Raw genomic sequence first — 18,507 nt, 5'->3', positions numbered from 1 at the left:
CCGTCAGAAGGAACCGCAGGGCTCCGTCGGCAGGTCAGACGTCCACGAGTTCCACGCGCACGGGGTCGCCGGCGCGGACGGTCGCCAGCAGTCGGGGGTCGCCGTCGAGGTGACCGAGGACATTGCACGGGCTCGCGAGGCGGCACTCGTCGCCTCGCGAGATCGGTGTGGGTCCGTAGGGGAGGGCGAGCGCGTCGCCGTCCGTCCAGAAGGCGACCGTGCCCGGCTCGACGACCTGCCGGGCGTTGGTTTCACGTGGAACGGCGATGCCCGTGTCGAAGTAGACCTCCTCGCCCCAGGTGCAGGCGGTGGAGACGAGGGGCAGGGCCTTGGCGAGGGCCTGTGCGGTCGGGGTGTCGTCGAGGGTCGCGGTGAGGTGTCCCGCGGGCCAGGAGATCCGTATGTGTGTCGGCGTGGGTGTCTGCATGCTGCTGATTCAACAATATGTTGAAGTTCGCGCCAAGGGTTGGGTGCGGGGAGGGGACCCCCCTTTGATGGCCCGTGGAGCGGTGCTGCATAATTGCTTGTGAATGTGAACGCTTTCACAAGCGGTTAGTAAGGAGCGGCGACGTGGACCTGGCTTTGGCGCCGGAGACTCTGGCGCGCTGGCAGTTCGGTATCACCACCGTCTACCACTTTCTGTTCGTCCCCCTGACGATCTCGCTGGCCGCCCTCACGGCCGGCCTGCAGACCGCCTGGGTGCGCACGGAGAAGGAGAAGTACCTCAGGGCGACCAAGTTCTGGGGCAAGCTCTTCCTGATCAACATCGCGATGGGTGTGGTCACCGGCATCGTGCAGGAGTTCCAGTTCGGCATGAACTGGTCTGACTACTCCCGTTTCGTCGGTGACGTCTTCGGTGCGCCGCTGGCCTTCGAGGCTCTGATCGCCTTCTTCTTCGAGTCGACCTTCATCGGCCTGTGGATCTTCGGCTGGGACAAGCTGCCGAAGAAGATCCACCTGGCCTGTATGTGGATGGTCTCCATAGGCACGATCCTGTCGGCGTACTTCATCCTCGCGGCCAACTCCTGGATGCAGCACCCGGTCGGCTACCGGATCAACGAGGCGAAGGGGCGGGCCGAGCTCACCGACTTCTGGCTCGTACTGACCCAGAACACCGCGCTCGCCCAGGCCTTCCACACCCTTTCGGCGGCCTTCCTCACCGGTGGCGCGTTCATGGTCGGCATCTCCGCCTTCCATCTGCTGCGCAAGAAGCACATTCGCGAAATGAAGACCTCGCTCAGGCTCGGCCTGGTCACCGTCGTCATCGGCGGCATGCTCACCGCGATCAGCGGCGATGGCCTCGGCAAGATCATGTACGAGCAGCAGCCGATGAAGATGGCCGCCGCCGAGGCCCTGTGGGACGGCGAGGCGCCGGCGCCCTTCTCCGTCTTCGCCTACGGCGATGTCGACAAGGGCCACAACAAGGTCGCCATCGAGATCCCCGGCCTGCTGTCCTTCCTGGCCAAGGACGACTTCAGCTCGTACGTCCCCGGCATCAACGACATCAACAAGGCCGAGCAGGAGAAGTACGGCCCCGGCGACTACCGGCCCAACATCCCTGTCGCCTACTGGGGCTTCCGCTGGATGATCGGCTTCGGCATGACGTCGTTCGCCATCGGTCTGCTCGGACTCTGGCTGACGCGCAAGAAGTTCTTGCTGCCGCAGCACCTGAGGGTCGGTGACGACGAGGTTCCGAATCTGGTGCTGCTGCCGAAGAAGGCCCTCAGCCCGAAGCTCACCAAGTGGTACTGGCGCATCGCCGTTCTGACCCTGGGCTTCCCGCTGATCGCCAACTCCTGGGGCTGGATCTTCACCGAGATGGGCCGCCAGCCATGGGTCGTCTACGGGGTCCTGCGCACCCGTGACGCGGTCTCCCCCGGCGTCTCCCAGGGCGAGATCCTCACCTCGATGATCGTCTTCACCGCGCTCTACGCCATCCTCGCCGTCGTCGAGGTCAAGCTGCTCGTGAAGTACGTCAAGGCCGGCCCGCCCGAGCTCACCGAGGCCGACCTGAACCCGCCCACGAAGATCGGCGGCGACTCCCGTGACGCCGACAAGCCGATGGCCTTCTCGTACTAGGCCGAGGGAGCTGCACAGTCATGGAACTGCACGACGTCTGGTTCGTCCTGATCGCCGTCCTGTGGATCGGCTACTTCTTCTTGGAGGGCTTCGACTTCGGGGTCGGTGTCCTCACCAAGCTGCTCGCCCGCAACCGGCCCGAGCGGCGGGTGCTGATCAACACCATCGGCCCGGTCTGGGACGGCAACGAGGTGTGGCTGCTCTCGGCGGGCGGCGCCACCTTCGCCGCCTTCCCCGAGTGGTACGCCACGCTCTTCTCGGGCTTCTACCTGCCTCTGCTGGTCATCCTGGTCTCCCTGATCGTCCGGGGTGTCGCCTTCGAGTACCGGGCGAAGCGACCCGAGGAGAACTGGCAGCGCAACTGGGAGCACGCCATCTTCTGGTGCTCGCTGATCCCGGCGTTCCTGTGGGGCGTCGCCTTCGGCAACATCGTGCGGGGCGTGAAGCTCGACCAGCGCCATGAGTACGTCGGCACTGTGCTGGACCTGCTCAACCCGTACGCGCTCATCGGCGGTCTGGTGACGCTGACCCTGTTCACCTTCCACGGTGCGGTGTTCACGGCGCTCAAGACCGTCGGGGAGATCCGGGAGCGGGCGCGGAAGCTGGCTCTGGGGGTCGGCCTGGTGGCGGCCGTGCTCGCGCTGATCTTCATGCTCTGGACGCAGATCGAGAACGGCGACGGCAAGAGCCTGGTCGCGCTCGTCGTGGCCGTGGCCGCGCTGGTGGCGGCACTGGTGGCGAACCAGGCCGGGCGTGAAGGATGGTCGTTCGCCTTCTCCGGCGTCACCATCGTGGCCGCCGTGGCGATGCTCTTCCTGACGCTCTTCCCGAACGTCATGCCGTCCTCGCTCAACGACGAGTGGAGCCTCACGGTCACCAACGCCTCGTCGAGCCCGTACACCCTGAAGATCATGACCTGGTGCGCGGTGATCGCCACGCCGATCGTCATGCTCTACCAGGGCTGGACCTACTGGGTGTTCCGCAAGCGGATCGGTACGCAGCACATTGCTGAGACCGTGCACTGAGGTGTGTTTCACGTGAAACCAATCGACCCGCGTCTCCTCCGATACGCCCGCGCCACCCGTCTCTTTCTGATCGCGGTCGTCGGGCTGGGGGCCGTCGGTGCGGCACTGATCATCGCTCAGGCGATGCTCATCGCCGAGGCGGTGGTGGGGGCGTTCCAGCACGGAATGTCCGCAGCCGAACTGCGCACTCCCCTGCTGCTGTTGGTCGCCGTCGCCGTAGGCCGCGCGGTCGTGGCATGGCTCACCGAGCTCGCCGCTCACCGTGCGAGCGCGGCGGTGAAGTCGGAGCTGCGGGGGCGGCTGCTGGAGCGGGCGGCCGCACTGGGGCCCGGCTGGCTGGGCGGACAGCGGACGGGATCGCTGGTCGCCCTGGCCACGCGTGGGGTCGATGCCCTCGACGACTATTTCTCGCGCTATCTCCCGCAGTTGGGGCTAGCGGTCGTCGTACCGGTGGCGGTGCTGGCGAGGATCGTGACCGAGGACTGGGTCTCGGCGGCGATCATCGTCGGCACCCTTCCGCTCATCCCGATCTTCATGATGCTGATCGGCTGGGCCACACAGTCCCACATGGACCGTCAGTGGCAGCTGCTGTCCCGGCTGTCCGGGCACTTCCTGGACGTCGTCGCCGGGCTGCCCACCCTGAAGGTGTTCGGGCGGGCCAAGGCACAGGCCGAGTCGATCCGCCGTATCACCGGCGAATACCGCAGGGCGACCATGCGGACCCTGCGGATCGCCTTCATCTCCTCCTTCGCGCTGGAACTGCTCTCCACGCTTTCGGTGGCCCTGGTCGCGGTGACGATCGGCATGCGACTCGTCCACGGTGAGACGCATCTGTACGACGGCCTGGTCATCCTCGTCCTGGCGCCCGAGGCCTATCTGCCGCTGCGCCAGGTGGGTGCGCAGTACCACGCGGCCGCCGAGGGGCTGTCGGCGGCCGAGGAGATCTTCGAGGTGCTGGAGACTCCGGTACCGGCGTCGGGGACCGCGGCGGTGCCGACGGGGGCGGTGTCCTTCGAAGGCGTCGCGGTCCGTTACCCCGGGCGGTCCGTCGATGCCGTGTCGGGTGCGTCCTTCGCCGTCGAACCCGGCGAGACGGTCGCGCTCGTCGGACCGAGCGGCGTGGGCAAGTCGACGCTGCTGAACGTGCTGTTGGGGTTCGTCCCGCCGACCGAGGGGCGCGTCCTGGTCGGGGGAGCCGATCTCGCCGAGCTGGACCTCGATGAGTGGCGCTCGCGTATCGCCTGGGTTCCGCAGCGGCCGCATCTGTACGCCGGGACGATCGCCGAGAACGTACGGCTGGCTCGTCCCGACGCGGACGACGCCGCGGTCCGCCAGGCGCTGGTGGACGCCGGGGCGGTCGAGTTCGTGGACGCGCTGCCCCAGGGCCTCGACACCATGCTGGGCGAGGACGGGGCCGGGCTGTCCGCAGGGCAGCGGCAGCGGCTGGCGCTGGCACGGGCGGTCCTCGCCGACCGGCCCGTCCTGCTCCTCGACGAGCCGACGGCCGCCCTCGACGGGGCCACCGAGGCCGAGGTCGTGGAGGCCGTGCGGAGGCTGGCGGTGGGACGGACCGTGCTGCTCGTGGTGCATCGGCCGGCGCTGCTGGGTGTGGCCGACCGGGTGGTGCGGCTGACGGAGGCGGAGGCGGCGGCGCCCGAGCAGGCGAGCGCGCCGCCCAAGTCGTCCGTGTCCACCGGCCGTCCGATCGAGCCGGAAGGGCATGGCGGCGTCGCTGAGGACAGGGCCCGGACGACTCCGGTCGACGCCGAGACCGTGTCCCCCACGGCGGGCCCGCGAGGTGCCCTCGCCCGCGTCCGTGGCATGTCCGGCCCCCGGAGCGGTCGCCTCGCGCTCGCGCTGCTGCTCGGCAGCCTCGCGCTCGGCAGCGCCGTCGGGCTCATGGCCACCTCCGGGTGGCTCATCTCGCGGGCCTCGCAGCAGCCGCCCGTGCTCTATCTGATGGTGGCCGTCACGGCGACGCGGGCTTTCGGTATCGGGCGGGCGGTGTTCCGGTACGCCGAACGCCTGGTGTCGCATGACGCGGTGCTGCGGATGCTGGCCGACACCAGGGTCGCCGTGTACCGCAGGCTGGAGCGGCTCGCACCGGCAGGGCTGCGCCGCACACGGCGGGGGGACCTGCTGGCGAGGCTCGTCACCGATGTGGACGCGCTCCAGGACTACTGGCTGCGGTGGCTGTTGCCCGCGGCTTCCGCGACCGTCGTGTCCGCCGCGGCCGTCGGCTTCACCGCATGGCTGCTGCCCGAGGCCGGTGCGGTACTCGCGGTCGGGCTGCTCGTCGCCGGCGCCGGAGTCCCGCTCGTCACGGGCGCCGTCGCCCGACGCGCCGAACGCAGGCTGGCCCCTGCCCGAGGCGTGCTCGCGACCCGCGTGACGGATCTGCTCACCGGCACAGCGGAGCTGACCGTCGCCGGCGCCCTGCCCAGCCGTACCGCCGAAGCACGACGGGCCGACGGGACGCTCACCCGGATCGCCTCGCGGGCCGCCACCGCGACCGCGCTCGGGGACGGACTCACCGCGCTGATCTCCGGGTTCACCGTCGCCGCCACCGCTCTCGTGGGCGCCCAGGCGGTCGCCGACGGACGGCTCGGTGGCGTGGCGATGGCCGTCGTGGTCCTCACCCCGCTGGCCGCCTTCGAGGCCGTCCTGGGCATGCCGCTCGCCGTGCAGTACCGGCAGCGGGTGCGCAAGAGCGCCGAGCGCGTGTACGAGGTGCTGGACGCGCCCGAGCCCGTACGGGAACCGGAGCGGCCCCGGCAGGCGCCCGCGTCGCCCTTCCCGGTCGCCGTCAGGGACCTGACCGCTCGCCACGCGGGACAGGACCGGGACGCCCTCGCCGGCCTCGACCTGACGCTGGAGGAGGGCCGCCGGATCGCCGTCGTCGGACCGTCCGGGTCCGGCAAGACGACGCTGGCGCAGGTGCTGCTGCGCTTCCTGGACGCCGGCGCGGGCTCGTACACGCTCGGCGGCGTGGACGCGTATGCGCTCGACGGCGACGACGTACGGCGGCTCGTCGGGCTGTGCGCGCAGGACGCGCACCTCTTCGACAGCTCCGTGCGCGAGAACCTGCTCCTCGCCAAGAAGGACGCCACCGAGGCCGAACTGCGCGACGCGCTGAAGCGCGCCCGGTTGCTCGACTGGGCTGACGGGCTGCCCGACGGGTTGGACACGCTCGTGGGCGAGCACGGCGCACGGCTTTCGGGTGGGCAGCGGCAGCGGCTCGCGCTGGCCCGCGCACTGCTCGCCGACTTCCCCGTCCTCGTCCTCGACGAGCCCGCCGAGCATCTCGACCTGCCGACCGCCGACGCCCTCACCGCCGACCTGCTGGCCGCCACCGAGGGCCGTACGACGCTGCTCATCACCCACCGGCTGGCCGGGCTGGACGCCGTGGACGAGGTGGTCGTGCTGGAGCAGGGGCGGGTGGTGCAGCGGGGGGCCTTCGCGGAGCTGGCCGCGGTGGAGGGGCCGTTGCGGACGATGGTGGCTCGGGAGGAGGAGGCCGATCTGCTGGTGGGGGCGCCGTAGCGCCCGCGCTTCGTTGCCCGGCTGGCTCCGCGCTCCTGCGGGAGTCCGCGTCAACACCCGTACTGACCCATCCGCAGCAACCCGTCCCCCGGGCGTACGACCTGAACGAGGCCCAGACCCGATCCGCGAGCCAGGATCGCTGGCATGTGCTCACATCGCCGTCGCCTCCTGGTCGTTCCGGCGCTTCTGTGCGCGATCACCTCACTCGTCGCCCTGCCCGTCGACGCGGTCGGTGACGGCAAGGGCGGCCCGAACCGCAACGGCACCGGAACGGGCGGTGACTCGGTTCTCAGCGCGCGGGTGGTGCAGCTGTACGAGGACGCGGCGCTGGCGACGGAGCGGTATGAGGCGGGACGCCAGGAGGCCGAGGCGCAGCGGGCGCAGGCACTGCGGATCGAGAAGCTGCTCGAACGGGAGCGACGGTAGATGGGCGTCCTGCGCGAGGACCTGGGCCGGCTCGCGCGTGCCCAGTACCGCAGCGGTGGCGGGATGCCGCTCACCGCGCAGATCATCCTCGCGACGAGCCCGGACCAGCTGATGCGCGGCCAGCACGTGTTCTCGCAGACGAACCTGGCGGTCGGCAACGCCATCGACAAGAGCCGCCGCGCCGAGGCCCGGCTCTCCCGGGACGAGGCCAGGTCCGCGGCGGCCTGGCAATCGCTGGAGCAGCGCAACACCGAGCTCGCGCGGCTCAAGCGGGGCATCGAGGACAAGCTCGAAGAGGCGCGGTGGCAGTTGCAGGGACAGGCCGACGCCTCCGTCGCGGCCGGCTCCTGCCCCGGTGCCGTCCGGCTCGACCAGAAGAAGACGGACCGTGCGAGCACGTGGGTCACGCCGGTTCAGTCGTACGAACTGTCCGCCGCGTTCGGCAGCGGCGGACTGCGATGGGCGCACCGGCACACCGGGCAGGACTTCGCGGTGCCGATCGGGACGCCCGTGCGCGCCGTGGGGGACGGGCGGGTGGTCAAGGTGGCGTGCGCAGGCGCCTTCGGCATGGAGATCGTCGTCCGGCACGCGGACGGCTACTTCACGCAGTACGCCCATCTCGCGTCCGTCGCCGTGGACCAGGGCGAGCGGGTCGACACCGGGCAGTGGATCGGCCAGTCGGGCACGACCGGCAACTCCACGGGCCCGCACCTGCACTTCGAGGTGCGGGTCACGCCGGAGATGGGCTCGGCGGTGGATCCGGTGCCGTGGCTGGCGGAGCGAGAAGCGCCGGTCGGCTAGGCCCAGGCCCTGGTGCCGTTACGCCAGGAGCTGTTCGATCACGACCGCGACACCGTCGTCGTTGTTGGCGACCGTCCGCCCCGACGCCGCGGCGATCACATCCGGGTGCGCGTTGCCCATCGCGTACGACTGGCCTGCCCAGGTCAGCATCTCGACGTCGTTGGGCATGTCCCCGAAGGCCACGACCTCCTCGTGCGAGATCCCGCGCTCGGCGCAGCACAGCGCGAGCGTGCTGGCCTTGGAGACACCGGGGCCGCTGATCTCCAGCAGGGCGCTGGGGCTGGAGCGGGTGACGTTGGCGCGGTCGCCGATGGCGAGGCGGGCGAGGGTGAGGAAGGCGTCGGGGTCGAGAGAAGGGTGGTAGGCGAGGATCTTGAGCACCGGCTCGCCGGCCCCGGGGGCGTCCGGCGCCAGCAGGTCCTCGGCCGGCGCGAGATTGTCCGGTATCTCCATGTGCAGCTTGGGATAGTCCGGCTCCTGGTAGAAGCCGTACGTCTGCTCCACCGCGTACACCGTGCCCGGAGCCGCGTCGCGCAGCAGCCGTACGGCGTCCAGGGCGTTGTCCCTGGCCAGCTCCCGGACCTTCACGAACCGGTGGGCGCCGGGACCGCCGTGCAGGTCGACCACGGCCGCGCCGTTGCCGCAGATCGCCAGACCGTGACCGTGGACGTGGTCGCTGACGACGTTCATCCAGCGGGCCGGGCGGCCGGTGACGAAGAACACCTCGATGCCCGCCTCCTCGGCGGCGGCCAGCGCGGCGATCGTGCGGGGGGAGACGGACTTGTCGTCCCGCAGCAGGGTGCCGTCCAGGTCGGTGGCGATGAGCCGCGGGCGGACGGCGGCCGCCGGGGTCTGGGGCTGTCGAGTCGCTGAGGTCACCGGCTCATTCTCCCGCATATGCCTGCACGACCGTGCGGGAGTCCGCACATCTGAGGGGCCGCCTGAGGAGAAACCGCCCCTGCCGGCACCGCTTCCAACGCCCTGACCAGCAACAACACCACCGTCGATCTCACCGCAGCTGCGCCGCCGCCTCCATGGCGATCTGCTCGAAGACCTTCTCGTCGGCCGCGAAGTCCGAGTCGGGGATCGGCCAGTGGACGACGATCTCGGTGAATCCCAGCTCCTGATGGCGTCCCGCGAAGTCCACGAAGGCGTCGAGGGACTCCAGCGGCCGGGCACGATCCGGGGTGAAACCGGTGAGCAGGACCTTGTCGATGGCGGCCACGTCCCGACCGATCGCGGCGCAGGCGTCGGCCAGCTTCTCGGCCTGTCCGCGAATGGCTTGAACCGACTGTTCAGGAGTGCCGTTCTCGTACAGCTTGGGGTCGCCCGTGGTCACCCAGGCCTGCCCGTACTGCGCCGCGAGCCGCAGCCCGCGCGGCCCGGTCGCGGCCACCGCGAAGGGCAGCCGGGGGCGCTGCACACAGCCCGGGATGTTGCGCGCCTCGTGCGCCGAGTAGAAGTCGCCCTCGTAGGACACCGAGTCCGAGGCCAGCAGTCGGTCCAGGAGCTGGACGAACTCGGCGAACCGGTCGGCCCGCTCGCGCGGCGACCAAGGGTCCTGGCCGAGCACGGTGGCGTCGAAGCCGGAGCCGCCCGCACCCACACCGAGCGTGAAACGGCCGCCGGAGATGTCGTCCAGGGAGATCAGTTCCTTGGCGTAGGGCACCGGATGCCGGAAGTTCGGCGAGGTGACCAGCGTGCCCAGCCGCAGACGGTCGGTGACGGCAGCGGCGGCTGTCAGAGTCGGCACCGCACCGAACCAGGGACCGTCGCGGAAACTCCGCCAGGACAGGTGGTCGTAGGTGTACGCGGCATGGAAGCCGAGCTGCTCCGCGCGCTGCCATGCCTCGCGGCCCCCCTCGGACCAGCGGCGGTACGGGAGGATCACGGTGCTCAGGCGCAGACTCATATGGCCGAGCCTATGCGGCCGAACGTGTTTCACGTGAAACAGTCACCGCGCGCTGCTGCCCCGCCACGGAGCGAGGCCGAGGGGGAACGGGAGCGGGGCCGAGGGGGAGGGGGAGCGGGGCCAGGGCTGCGGTGGACCCGAGGAAGATCAGTGAGGCTCGCGGGAAGACCAGTGCAACCCGAGGGAAGGATCAGTGCGACTCCGGAAAGCGCAGGTACTCCGGTGGCACGGCCTTCGTCAGCCACACCCCGTTCGCGCTGACGTGGAAGACATGGCCGTCGCGGTGCATGGCGCCTGTGTCCACGGAGAGCACCAAGGGGCGGCCGCGCCGGGCGCCGACCCGCGTCGCGGTCTCGCGGTCGGCGGAGAGGTGCACATCGTGCCTGTTCATGGGTTTGAGGCCGGCGCTGCGAATCGCGTCCAGGTTGCGGGCCACAGTGCCGTGGTAGAGGTACGGCGGCGGCGTCGCGGGGGCCAGTCCGAGATCGACGTCGATGCTGTGGCCCTGACTGGCACGGATCCGGGAGCCCTCGATCGCGAAGCGCTGCTTGTCGTTGGCGGCCACCACATGGTCCAGCTCTTCCCGCGTGAACCGGAATCCGTGCGCGGTCGCGGCGGCGATCAGTGCGTCGATCTCGACCCAGCCGCCCTCGTCGAGAGTGAGCCCGATGCGCTCGGGCTGATGGCGAAGGTGTTTCGAGAGGTACTTCGACACCTTCACGGTGCGTCTTTCGTCCATGCCACCAGCCTGCCGGGAGAGGCAGGAATCACGCGAACGATTTCGCTCCGGACGTTTGATCCACAACCGAGTAAGGTTATCCACAGGGGAATTGGCGATTCTGTGGACAACAAGCCGTTGATTCAAGGGGTTTCGTCAAGATCAACCGATGAACTGTGATTTGAGGCAAGCCGGTCCAAGGTGCGGGCGCGTACTTCCCGTTCAGCCGCCAGAGTGACGAACGTCGCCGCCTGCTGGTGACCAACCAGGCTCTCCACGGCCCGCATTGTCCCTTCGGGAACGAGCACGGTTCTCGTTCGGTTTCGAAGATCCGGCGCCTCGGGAGTCCCCAATTGCTGCCGTAGGTGGCGTACCGCCAATGTGCGCATCGCGCGGGCCAGTTCGGCGTCCACGGTGTGCTGGGCGAGTGGGCGCAGCCGTCGTACCAGGGAGGCCGCCTCGGCCGCTTCCGCGTCTGTCGGGCGATGCGTTCCGTCGAGATAGCGGGCGAAGACGTGCTCGGTGGTGAACTCCAGGAAACGGGCGGCGATGTGCTCGACCTGACCCCTCAACTCCCGTAGATGAGCCGAGATCGCGGACAGCGGGACCCCGGCCGCGTGCAACTCGACGGCCACGGCCAGCTCTTGGGGACTCGGCACGACGAAGGTGTCCTCGTCGTCGAGGACCGGCTCAAGTACGCCGAGCTCCACGGCCTCGGCCACCGCCGCGTCGTCGGGGCTGCCGCCGAAGCGTCGGTCCAGCTCGGCGCGCGAGATCCGTACCGCCTCCTCGTCGGTCCAGGGCCCGTCGACCTCGGCGACGAGCCCGAGTACCCCGCCGAGGCCCCGACCGGCGTCCCAGGCCTCCAGGAGCTCCTTGATGGAGGCCAGGGTGTAGCCGCGGTCGAGGAGGTCGGCGATCTGGCGCAGACGGACGAGATGGGCGTCGGAGTAGAGGTTGGCGCGGCCCCGGCGCTCGGGGCGGGGGAGCAGGCCCCGGTCCTGGTAGGCGCGGATGGTGCGGACGGTGGCGCCGCTGAGGTGGGCGAGGTCCTCGATCCGGTAGGCGGGCGGGGGCGGCCCGTCGGCCATGTCGCCGCCCCCGCCGCGCTGTTCGGCCTGGCGGCCGTCCTCGCTCACAGGGGTGGCTCCAGCCGCGCGATCCTGCGCAGCGCCCTCGGTGTGAACCTCGACATCAGATACGCGCCCCGCGCCTCCGGCGTCACCGGAACCACGGCCTCACCGCGCACCACCGCCCGCAGGATCGCGTCGGCGACCTTCTCCGGCGGGTAGTTGCGCAACCCGTACAGCCGGGCGGACTTCTTCTGGCGCCGTTTCTCCTCCTCGGCGTCGACCCCGGCGAAGTGCGCGGTCGACGTGATGTTGGTGTTGACCAGGCCCGGGCATATCGCGGTGACACCGATCCCCTGTCCCGCCAACTCCGCGCGCAGGCACTCGCTCAGCATCAGCACGGCCGCCTTGGAGGTGCTGTAGGCGGGCAGTGCCCTGGAGGGCTGATACGCCGCCGCCGACGCGGTGTTGACGATGTGGCCGCCCTGTCCGCGCTCGGCCATCTGCTTGCCGAAGAGCCTGCAGCCGTGGATGACGCCCCACAGATTGACGTCGAGGACCTTCTTCCAGTCCTCGGGGGTCGTGTCGAAGAAGGAGCCCGACAGCCCGATTCCCGCGTTGTTCACCAGGACGTCCACCACGCCGTACTCGGTGGCGACCTTCGCGGCGAGCTTCTCCATGGCCTGCTCGTCGGATACGTCGACGGTCTCCGCCCAGGCCTCGGGCGCGCCGATCAGACGGGACATCTCGGCGGTGCGGATCGCGGCCTCGGCGTCCCGGTCGACGGCCACCACGCGCGCGCCGGCCTCGGCGAACGCGTACGCCGTCGCCCGCCCGATACCGCTGCCCGCGCCCGTGACCAGCACGAGCTGTCCGCCGAAACGGTCGGCGTACTTCCCGGTCGCCGTCACGCTCTCCGGTCGGCCGCCCTCCACGGAGGTCACGAACTCGGTGATCCAGGAGGCCAGTTGGGCGGGCCGGGAGCGCGGGATCCAGTGCTTCGCCGGCAGTGTGCGCCGGATCAACTGCGGAACCCACAACTCCAGCTCGTCGTAGAGCCGCTCCGAGAGGAAGGCGTCCCCGAGGGGCGTGATGAGCTGCACGGGCGCGTGGGCGTACGCGTCCGGGCGGGGGCGGCGCAGCCGGGTTCGTACGTTGTCCCGGTACAGCCACGCCCCGTGCGCCGCGTCCGTCGGCAGGGACGGGGTCGGGTAGCCGTCGCCGGGGACCTTCTCCACGCGCTCCAGGATGCGCGGCCAGGTCTTGCCGAGGGGGCCGCGCCAGGCCAGCTCGGGCAGCACGGGCGTGTGCAGCAGATACACGTACCAGGACTTGGCGCCCTGCCCGAGGAGCTGACCGACACGGCGCGGGGTGGGTCGCTTGAGGCGGCTGTTGATCCAGTGGCCGAAGTGGTCCAGGGACGGCCCGGACATCGACGTGAAGGACGCGATCCGGCCCTCGGTGCGCTTGATCGTGGCGAACTCCCAGGCCTGCACCGAGCCCCAGTCGTGCCCCACCAGATGCACGGGCCGGTCCGGGCTGACGGCGTCCGCGACGGCCAGGAAGTCGTCTGTCAGCTTCTCCAGCGTGAACCCGCCGCGCAGCGGCTTCGGCGCCGTCGACCGGCCATGCCCTCGGACGTCGTACAGCACGACATGGAAGCGGTCGGCCAGCCGCGGCGCGACCTCGGACCAGACCTCCTTGCTGTCTGGATAGCCGTGCACCAGGATCACCGTCGGCTGCCCGGGATCGCCCAGCTCGGCGACGCACAGCTCGACCCCGCCGGCCCGCACCCGGCGCTCACGCGCGCCTTCAAGAGTCACCGGCACCGTCACTTCTCCTCCGCCCAGCGCCGCACGTGCGGCAGATCGTCGTCCAGCCAGAAGGCGCTCTGCTCGGGGTCCCTGGAGTCGGTGACGACGAGGATCTCCTCGAACTTCGCGCCCGTCCCCCGGAATCCGAGGTGCGGTTCGACCGCCCACAGGCCCGGCCGCGGGGGATGGTCGGAGAAGCGGTACGGCGACCACAGCGGGGACCAGCCGTCGCGGTGGCCGTGCAGCGCGTCGCTCGCCAGGCCCTTCAGGGACTGGGTGCCGAACCCGAAGACATGCGGTGACCAGCGGCGCTCCTTGACGCGGTCGATCTTGTGGGCGATCACGCCGAAGGGATAGGCGCGGTGCCGGTTGGCGTAGCCCTGGCGGACCATGAGCCGGTCGACGTCCTCGTAGATCTCGCGCAGTGGCCGCCGCTCGCGCACCTCGCGCAGGATCAGCTCCCGGTGTGCCTCCAGGTCGGCCATCAGCTTGTCCTGCACGGGGTTGATGCCGAGCGAGCCGGAGTAGCCGATGTCGGCCGTGTAGCCGTCGTAGACCGGGGCCATGTCCAGGATGAACGGCATTCCGGGCTCAAGGCGGCGGTTCGTGGGGAAGAACTGCAGCGGGATCCGGAAGTTCACGAACGCCGTGCGGTCGCCGAACCAGGCGAAGGGCAGATGGAACCAGTCGCGTACGCCGCGCTCGCGCAGCCATTCGCGCTGCATCCGCGCTGCCTCCCGCTCGGTGATGCCGGGCTCCAGCCGCGCCGCGACGGCCTCCGCGCATGCGTAGGCCAGCTGCTGGACCTGCCTGAACCCGCGCAATTCCGCCGAGTCCACGGAGAGTTCGCCTGTCACCGCCGTAGTCATGCCACCGCCCCACCTTGTCCACGCCGACTGCGGTACGTGCTCGTAACTTGACAGTGGCGAATGTGACAGTTGTTAGAGGCTGCGTCAATAGGGCTGCCGAGCGCTGTGGAAAACTCCGCTGACGGCCCCGCCAAACCCCTCTCGATGTGGAAAACCAGGGGCGTGTTGTTGGACTCAGGGGTGACCCCTAGGGCCCCGTAGTCCTGGAGTCTGACTCCAATACAGCTCTGAGGGGTGACGACCGGCGTGGTCCACGTCACTACCTTCGAAGCGTGACTGTGATCGCGACCGAAAGCCTGAGCAAGCGGTTCCCGAGGGTGACCGCGCTTGACCGGCTCTCCGTGGACGTCGGGCCCGGTGTGACCGGACTCGTCGGAGCCAATGGAGCCGGCAAGTCCACACTGATCAAGATCCTGCTGGGTCTGTCCCCCGCCACCGAGGGCCGAGCCGAAGTGCTCGGACTCGATGTCGCCACCCACGGCGCAGCCATCCGCGAGCGCGTCGGGTACATGCCGGAGCACGACTGTCTGCCGCCCGACGTCTCGGCCACCGAGTTCGTCGTGCACATGGCACGCATGTCCGGCCTGCCGCCCACCGCCGCGCGCGAGCGCACCGCCGACACGCTGCGCCACGTCGGTCTGTACGAGGAGCGCTACCGCCCCATCGGCGGCTACTCGACCGGCATGAAGCAGCGCGTGAAGCTGGCGCAGGCTCTGGTGCACGACCCGCAGCTGGTCTTCCTGGACGAGCCGACCAACGGCCTCGACCCGGTCGGCCGCGACGAGATGCTCGGCCTCATCCGCCGCATCCACACCGACTTCGGCATCTCGGTCCTGGTCACCTCCCATCTGCTGGGAGAACTGGAGCGCACCTGCGACCACGTGGTCGTCGTCGACGGCGGCAAGCTGCTGCGCTCCAGCTCCACCACCGACTTCACGCAGACCACGACGACCCTCGCCATCGAGGTCACCGACAGCGACGACCACCCGGACGGCACCCGCGCGGTGCGCGACGCGCTCCACGCGCGCGGGGTGGACGTCCTCGACGGCAGCGGCGGCCTTCCCGGCGCCGGTCACATCCTGCTGCTCACCGCGCAGGGCGACGAGACGTACGACCTGGTGCGCGACGTCGTCGCCGACCTCGGTCTCGGCCTGGTCCGCATGGAACAGCGCCGGCACCACATCTCGGAGGTCTTCACCGACAGCGAGCAGGGCGGCGAGCAGAGCACCGGAGCACAGCGGAAGGAGGCGGTCGGTCATGGCAGTTGAGCACCCCGTAGCCGCACAGCCGGGTGACCAGACCCGCATCCACAACATCGGCTACCGCAGCTACGACGGCCCCCGCCTCGGCCGCTCCTACGCCACGCGGTCCCTCTACTCGCAGTCCCTGCGCGGCGCCTACGGCCTCGGCCGGTCGGTGAAGTCCAAGGTGCTGCCGATGCTGCTGTTCGTGGTGATGTGCGTGCCCGCGGCCATCATGGTCGCCGTCGCGGTCGCCACCAAGGCCAACGACCTGCCCCTCGACTACACGCGCTACGCGATCGTCATGCAGGCCGTGATCAGCCTCTACATCGCCTCGCAGGCACCCCAGTCCGTCTCCCGCGACCTGCGCTTCAAGACCGTACCGCTGTACTTCTCGCGGCCGATCGAGACCGCCGACTACGTCCGGGCGAAGTTCGCGGCGCTGGCCTCGGCGCTGTTCGTCCTCACCGCGGCCCCGCTGCTGGTGCTCTACGTCGGCGCGCTGCTGGCCAAGCTCGACTTCGCCGACCAGACCAAGGGATTCGCGCAGGGACTCGTCTCCGTGGCACTGCTCTCGCTGCTCTTCGCCGGCATCGGCCTGGTCATCGCATCGGTCACCCCGCGCCGCGGCTTCGGCATCGCGGCCGTGATCGCCGTACTGACCATCTCCTACGGCGCCGTGTCCACGCTCCAGGCCATCGCCGAGGTGCAGGACAGCACGGGCGCCATCGCCTGGATCGGCCTGTTCTCGCCGGTCACGCTGATCGACGGCGTGCAGTCCGCCTTCCTGGGAGCCACCTCCGCCTTCCCCGGCGGAGTCGGCCCGACCAACGCGGAAGGCGCGGTCTATGTGCTCCTCACGCTGGGCCTGATCGCCGCCAGCTACGGCCTTCTGATCCGCCGCTACAAGAAGGTGGGACTGTGACCACGCTCCAGATCGACCATGTCTCCCGCTGGTTCGGCAACGTGGTCGCCGTCAACGACATCACCATGACGATCGGCCCCGGCGTCACCGGCCTCCTCGGCCCCAACGGCGCCGGAAAGTCCACCCTCATCAACATGATGGGCGGCTTCCTGGCCCCCTCCACCGGCACCGTCACCCTCGACGGCCAGCAGGTGTGGCGCAACGAGTCGATCTACAAGCACATCGGCATCGTCCCCGAGCGCGAGGCGATGTACGACTTCCTCACCGGACGCGAATTCGTCGTCGCCAACGCCGAGTTGCACGGCCTGGGCGCCAAGGCGGCCCAAAAGGCCCTGGCTACGGTCGAGATGGAGTACGCGCAGGATCGCAAGATCCAGACGTACTCCAAGGGCATGCGGCAGCGCGTGAAGATGGCGAGCGCCCTCGTGCACAACCCTTCCCTGCTCCTGCTCGACGAGCCCTTCAACGGCATGGACCCGCGCCAGCGCATGCAGCTCATGGACCTGCTGCGACGGATGGGCGACGAGGGGCGCACGGTGTTGTTCTCCTCCCACATCCTCGAAGAGGTCGAGCAACTCGCCTGGCACATCGAGGTCGTGGTCGCCGGACGGCACGCCGCGAGCGGCGACTTCCGCAAGATCCGCCGCCTGATGACCGACCGCCCGCACCGCTACCTGGTGCGCTCCAGCGACGACCGCACCCTCGCGGCCGCACTGATCGCCGACCCGTCGACGTCCGGCATCGAGGTCGATCTGGCGGAGGGCGCGCTGCACATCCAGGCCGTCGACTTCGGCCGCTTCACCACCCTGCTGCCCAGGGTGGCGCGCGACCACGGCATCCGCCTGCTCACGGTCTCGCCGTCGGACGAGTCCCTCGAGTCCGTCTTCTCGTATCTCGTCGCGGCGTAGGAGGCCGAAGATGTACGACCCCACAGTCGCCCGGCTCACCTATCGAGCCCTGCTCGGCCGCCGCCGGGCCCTCATCCTCGGCGCGTTGCCGCTGCTGCTCATCGGCATCTCCGTCGTGGTGCGCGCTCTTGCCGGAGCCGACGACCAGACCGCGTCCGACCTGCTCGGCGGGCTGGCGCTGGCCACCATGGTGCCGATCATCGGCGTCATCGCCGGCACCGGCGCGATCGGGCCGGAGATCGACGACGGCTCGGTGGTGTACCTGCTGTCCAAGCCGGTGAAGCGGCCGACGATCATCTTCACCAAGCTGATCGTCGCGATTGCCGTGACAATGGTGTTCTCGGCGCTGCCGACCTTCATCGCGGGCTTCATCCTCAACGGCAACGGCCAGCAGATCGCCGTCGCCTACACGGTGGCGGCGCTCGTCGCCTCCATCGCCTACGCCGCGATCTTCCTGCTGCTCGGCACGGTGTCCCGGCACGCGGTGGTCTTCGGCCTCGTCTACGCGCTCGTCTGGGAGGCCCTGTTCGGCTCCCTGGTGTCCGGTGCGCGCACATTGAGCGTCCAGCAGTGGGCGCTGGCGGTGGCGCAGAAGGTCGCGGGCGGGGACCTGGTGACGTCGGACGTCACCCTGCCCACGGCGACCGTGCTGCTGGCCGTGGTCACGGTCCTCGCGACCTGGTACGCGGGACAGAAGCTGCGGTCGCTGACGCTGGCCGGTGAGGAGTAGGGCGGCCGAGGAGCAGGGCGCGCGAGGAGCAGGGCGCGCGAGGAGCAGGGCGCGCGAGGAGCAGGGCGCGCGAGGAGCAGGGCGAGTCAGGAGATAAAGAGCCGGGCCCTTGACCGGGCCCGCTCTTGACGGGGGCTTCATCCCTGCCCGGGCACACTGGCAAAGGGGGGCGCACGGTACGAACTGGAGGACGGCGATGGCAGGCGGCATGGCGCAGCACGAGGATCGCGAACAGTCCGGGGACGACACCTGGAGCAACCTGGTCCTGGACGACGACTTCATACGCGCGGCCGAGACCGCCGAGCCATCCGCCCGCGCCCGCATGCTGGCCGCGCGCTGGCGCCGTGAGGATCCCGAGCCGCAGCCGTGGCGCTCCGACGAACCGCCTGCCGGATGGTTCTTCAGCAAGGGCCGCCGACGCAAGTGGCGCCGCCGGTAAGGGCGGT

15 protein-coding genes and 1 pseudogene are annotated in these 18,507 nt (G+C 69.9%); 9 read left to right on the top strand and 7 right to left on the bottom strand.

Annotated elements, in window-relative coordinates:
• Positions 1-34: 34 nt before the first annotated feature.
• Complete coding sequence (locus tag AQJ67_RS23915) at positions 35-427, bottom strand: cyclophilin-like fold protein (protein WP_062721130.1); 393 nt, start codon at positions 425-427, stop codon at positions 35-37.
• 143 nt (positions 428-570) lie between these two features.
• On the opposite strand from AQJ67_RS23915, the gene AQJ67_RS23910 reads away from it, so the two are divergent.
• The 4 genes and pseudogenes from AQJ67_RS23910 to AQJ67_RS23895 all read left to right on the top strand — a co-directional run bounded on the left by AQJ67_RS23910 (position 571) and on the right by AQJ67_RS23895 (position 7,874).
• The gene (locus AQJ67_RS23910) at positions 571-2,079 is read left to right on the top strand and encodes a cytochrome ubiquinol oxidase subunit I (protein WP_062721129.1); all 1,509 of its coding nucleotides are present in this window, start codon (positions 571-573) and stop codon (positions 2,077-2,079) included.
• A 20-nt stretch (positions 2,080-2,099) separates the two neighbouring features.
• Positions 2,100-3,104 (top strand): cytochrome d ubiquinol oxidase subunit II, encoded by a 1,005-nt coding sequence (gene cydB / locus AQJ67_RS23905; RefSeq protein WP_062721128.1) that lies wholly within the window; start codon positions 2,100-2,102, stop codon positions 3,102-3,104.
• A gap of 12 nt (positions 3,105-3,116) precedes the next feature.
• Positions 3,117-6,647, top strand: coding sequence for a thiol reductant ABC exporter subunit CydD (cydD, locus tag AQJ67_RS23900; RefSeq protein ID WP_062721127.1), 3,531 nt, complete (start codon positions 3,117-3,119; stop codon positions 6,645-6,647).
• A gap of 144 nt (positions 6,648-6,791) precedes the next feature.
• Positions 6,792-7,874, top strand: a pseudogene (locus AQJ67_RS23895) (M23 family metallopeptidase).
• Positions 7,875-7,892: 18 nt separating this feature from the next.
• On the opposite strand, the gene AQJ67_RS23890 reads toward AQJ67_RS23895, so the two are convergent.
• The 6 genes from AQJ67_RS23890 to AQJ67_RS23865 all read right to left on the bottom strand — a co-directional run bounded on the left by AQJ67_RS23890 (position 7,893) and on the right by AQJ67_RS23865 (position 14,257).
• Positions 7,893-8,753, bottom strand: a complete 861-nt coding sequence (locus AQJ67_RS23890) for a Cof-type HAD-IIB family hydrolase (protein WP_062721126.1) — start codon at positions 8,751-8,753, stop codon at positions 7,893-7,895.
• Positions 8,754-8,883: 130 nt separating this feature from the next.
• Complete coding sequence (locus tag AQJ67_RS23885) at positions 8,884-9,786, bottom strand: LLM class flavin-dependent oxidoreductase (RefSeq protein WP_062721125.1); 903 nt, start codon at positions 9,784-9,786, stop codon at positions 8,884-8,886.
• A gap of 190 nt (positions 9,787-9,976) precedes the next feature.
• Positions 9,977-10,525 (bottom strand): RNA 2'-phosphotransferase, encoded by a 549-nt coding sequence (locus AQJ67_RS23880; RefSeq protein WP_062721124.1) that lies wholly within the window; start codon positions 10,523-10,525, stop codon positions 9,977-9,979.
• A gap of 122 nt (positions 10,526-10,647) precedes the next feature.
• Positions 10,648-11,595: a MerR family transcriptional regulator gene (locus AQJ67_RS23875; RefSeq protein ID WP_062721581.1), complete on the bottom strand. Its 948-nt coding sequence runs from the start codon at positions 11,593-11,595 to the stop codon at positions 10,648-10,650.
• Positions 11,596-11,639: 44 nt separating this feature from the next.
• The gene (locus AQJ67_RS23870; RefSeq protein WP_062721579.1) at positions 11,640-13,397 is read right to left on the bottom strand and encodes an SDR family oxidoreductase; all 1,758 of its coding nucleotides are present in this window, start codon (positions 13,395-13,397) and stop codon (positions 11,640-11,642) included.
• Between the two features lie 8 nt (positions 13,398-13,405).
• Entirely contained in the window at positions 13,406-14,257 is an 852-nt protein-coding gene (locus AQJ67_RS23865; RefSeq protein WP_062721123.1) for a M24 family metallopeptidase, read from the bottom strand.
• Between the two features lie 278 nt (positions 14,258-14,535).
• On the opposite strand from AQJ67_RS23865, the gene AQJ67_RS23860 reads away from it, so the two are divergent.
• The 5 genes from AQJ67_RS23860 to AQJ67_RS23840 all read left to right on the top strand — a co-directional run bounded on the left by AQJ67_RS23860 (position 14,536) and on the right by AQJ67_RS23840 (position 18,500).
• The gene (locus AQJ67_RS23860; RefSeq protein WP_062721122.1) at positions 14,536-15,525 is read left to right on the top strand and encodes an ABC transporter ATP-binding protein; all 990 of its coding nucleotides are present in this window, start codon (positions 14,536-14,538) and stop codon (positions 15,523-15,525) included.
• A complete protein-coding gene (locus AQJ67_RS23855) occupies positions 15,515-16,423 on the top strand; it encodes an ABC-2 transporter permease (protein ID WP_062721121.1) in 909 nt (302 codons plus the stop codon). The genes AQJ67_RS23860 and AQJ67_RS23855 overlap by 11 nt, the downstream gene beginning before the upstream one ends.
• Positions 16,420-17,331 (top strand): ABC transporter ATP-binding protein, encoded by a 912-nt coding sequence (locus AQJ67_RS23850; RefSeq protein WP_030048414.1) that lies wholly within the window; start codon positions 16,420-16,422, stop codon positions 17,329-17,331. The genes AQJ67_RS23855 and AQJ67_RS23850 overlap by 4 nt, the downstream gene beginning before the upstream one ends.
• Positions 17,332-17,341: 10 nt before the next feature.
• Positions 17,342-18,061 carry an ABC transporter permease subunit gene (locus AQJ67_RS23845; protein WP_062721120.1) on the top strand — a complete coding sequence of 240 codons (720 nt, stop codon included), beginning with the start codon at positions 17,342-17,344 and terminating at the stop codon, positions 18,059-18,061.
• A 196-nt stretch (positions 18,062-18,257) separates the two neighbouring features.
• On the top strand, positions 18,258-18,500 hold the full coding sequence (locus tag AQJ67_RS23840; RefSeq protein ID WP_062721119.1) for an SGM_3592 family protein: 243 nt from the start codon (positions 18,258-18,260) through the stop codon (positions 18,498-18,500).
• Positions 18,501-18,507 lie beyond the last annotated feature (7 nt).

Source organism: Streptomyces caeruleatus, assembly GCF_001514235.1.
GTDB classification, from domain to species: Bacteria; Actinomycetota; Actinomycetes; order Streptomycetales; family Streptomycetaceae; genus Streptomyces; species Streptomyces caeruleatus.
This window is presented reverse-complemented; position numbering and strand designations above follow the sequence as displayed.